Annotated in this window: 2 protein-coding genes; both read left to right on the top strand. The window is 60.8% G+C overall.

The features are described from left to right. On the top strand, nucleotides 1-1,067 hold a 1,067-nt coding region (locus C0V97_RS18490; protein ID WP_158625474.1), incomplete at its 5' end, for a hypothetical protein. A 5-nt stretch (nucleotides 1,068-1,072) separates the two neighbouring features. After that, nucleotides 1,073-1,440: hypothetical protein (locus C0V97_RS17725; protein WP_148114977.1), on the top strand; the 368-nt coding region annotated here is incomplete at its 3' end.

The raw sequence follows: 1,440 nt of genomic DNA on the forward strand, positions 1-1,440 counted from the left end.
GGCTTGATAGTGGCCTTTCAGGCATTCTCAGCGGCATTGCCAACGGCACCACATCGTCCAGCGGTCCCACGAGTGCGCTATCGTCCGCGCTGAACAATGCCGCAATCAGCGGCACGAACGGCCTGACCAACGCCCAGAACACCCTTTCAAACGTCTCCAGTCAGGCGCTCTCGGACCCCACGGCACAGCTTGCGGCCAACGCTGGCACCTACATGAACTCGTCGGCGGTCAATCAGGCTATCGCAGCCAATGATGCGACCATCGACCAGACGCTGAACCAGACGACGCTCCCCGGCATCAACCGTCAGGCGGCTCAGGGCGGGTCTCTGAACTCGTCCCGCGCAGGTGCTGCGGCGGCTATGGCTCAGGGTCAGGCTGCAACGGCCAAAGCCACACAGGCCGCCGCGCTCCAGAACAACGCCTACAATCAGGGCCTCTCAACGGCTCTGAGCGCGTACAATAACGGGCTCAGCACAGCAGCCAGTGCAGCGGGGACTCAGGGTAGCCTCGGCAATGCCTCTGCGCTTGGCACTGCGGGTCTCCAGCAGAACAACTCGCAGTACAACACCTCGAACCAGCTTAGCGCCGCGTCAGGACTCCTTGGGCTTCAGCAGCAGAACACAAACTCCCAGCTTGCGGCCAACAGCCAGCTTGGGAACGCCGCTTCGTTGGGTAACTCTGCTACGAACAGCGCCGTCCAAAATGCCCTGAACAATTACCAGCTCCAGGCTGGGGCCGGTCAGCAGCAGCAGAGCAATGACCAGAACGCCCTGACCAATGCTTACCAGCAGTGGCAGAACCAGAACGGATATCAGACAGGAATCTTGAATGATTATCTGGGATTGGTCAGCGGGAATTACGGCAGCCAGCAAAGTGGCACCAGCACCTCTACGCAAAGCGGCAGCCTCGGAAATGCGATTGTAGGGAGCGCGCTCGGATTAGGGGGGATTCTCACGGGTGGAGGGAATGGAGGCCTGCTGTCCAGATGGCTGTCCCCGAGCAGTCAGGCCCCCTATCAGTCAGCCGGTGAGCTGGGCACGGGAATTTCTCAAGGCGGGATTTACTAAACGGGATGAGCTACGGAAGACAGTTCCTCGCTGCGTTTGATTCCTCGGGGATCAGCCCGAAGTTCCTCCCCGCAGCGTATGGAATGCTCGGTCAAGAATCCTCCAACGGAGCCGCTTCGCCCAACCTTCTCCAGGTCACTTCTAGCACCGCTGCGAACCCCGGCTATGGCCTAGCGCCGCTCTCCGATGAGGACCGGAACGATCCTCAGAAATCCTCCGCCTTCGCCCTCAACCTGCTCAAGGCCAAGGCGGACCATGCAGGTTTAAGCTTCGACAATCCCGACGACTATGCTTCGATCCTGCGCCTGCATAACGGCGGGGGGGACCCGCACTACGTTCAGCACGGCGCCGCCCGAAACCCYTCAACACCCCC

It is taken from the genome of Asaia sp. W19, assembly GCF_003994335.1.
GTDB lineage: Bacteria > Pseudomonadota > Alphaproteobacteria > Acetobacterales > Acetobacteraceae > Asaia.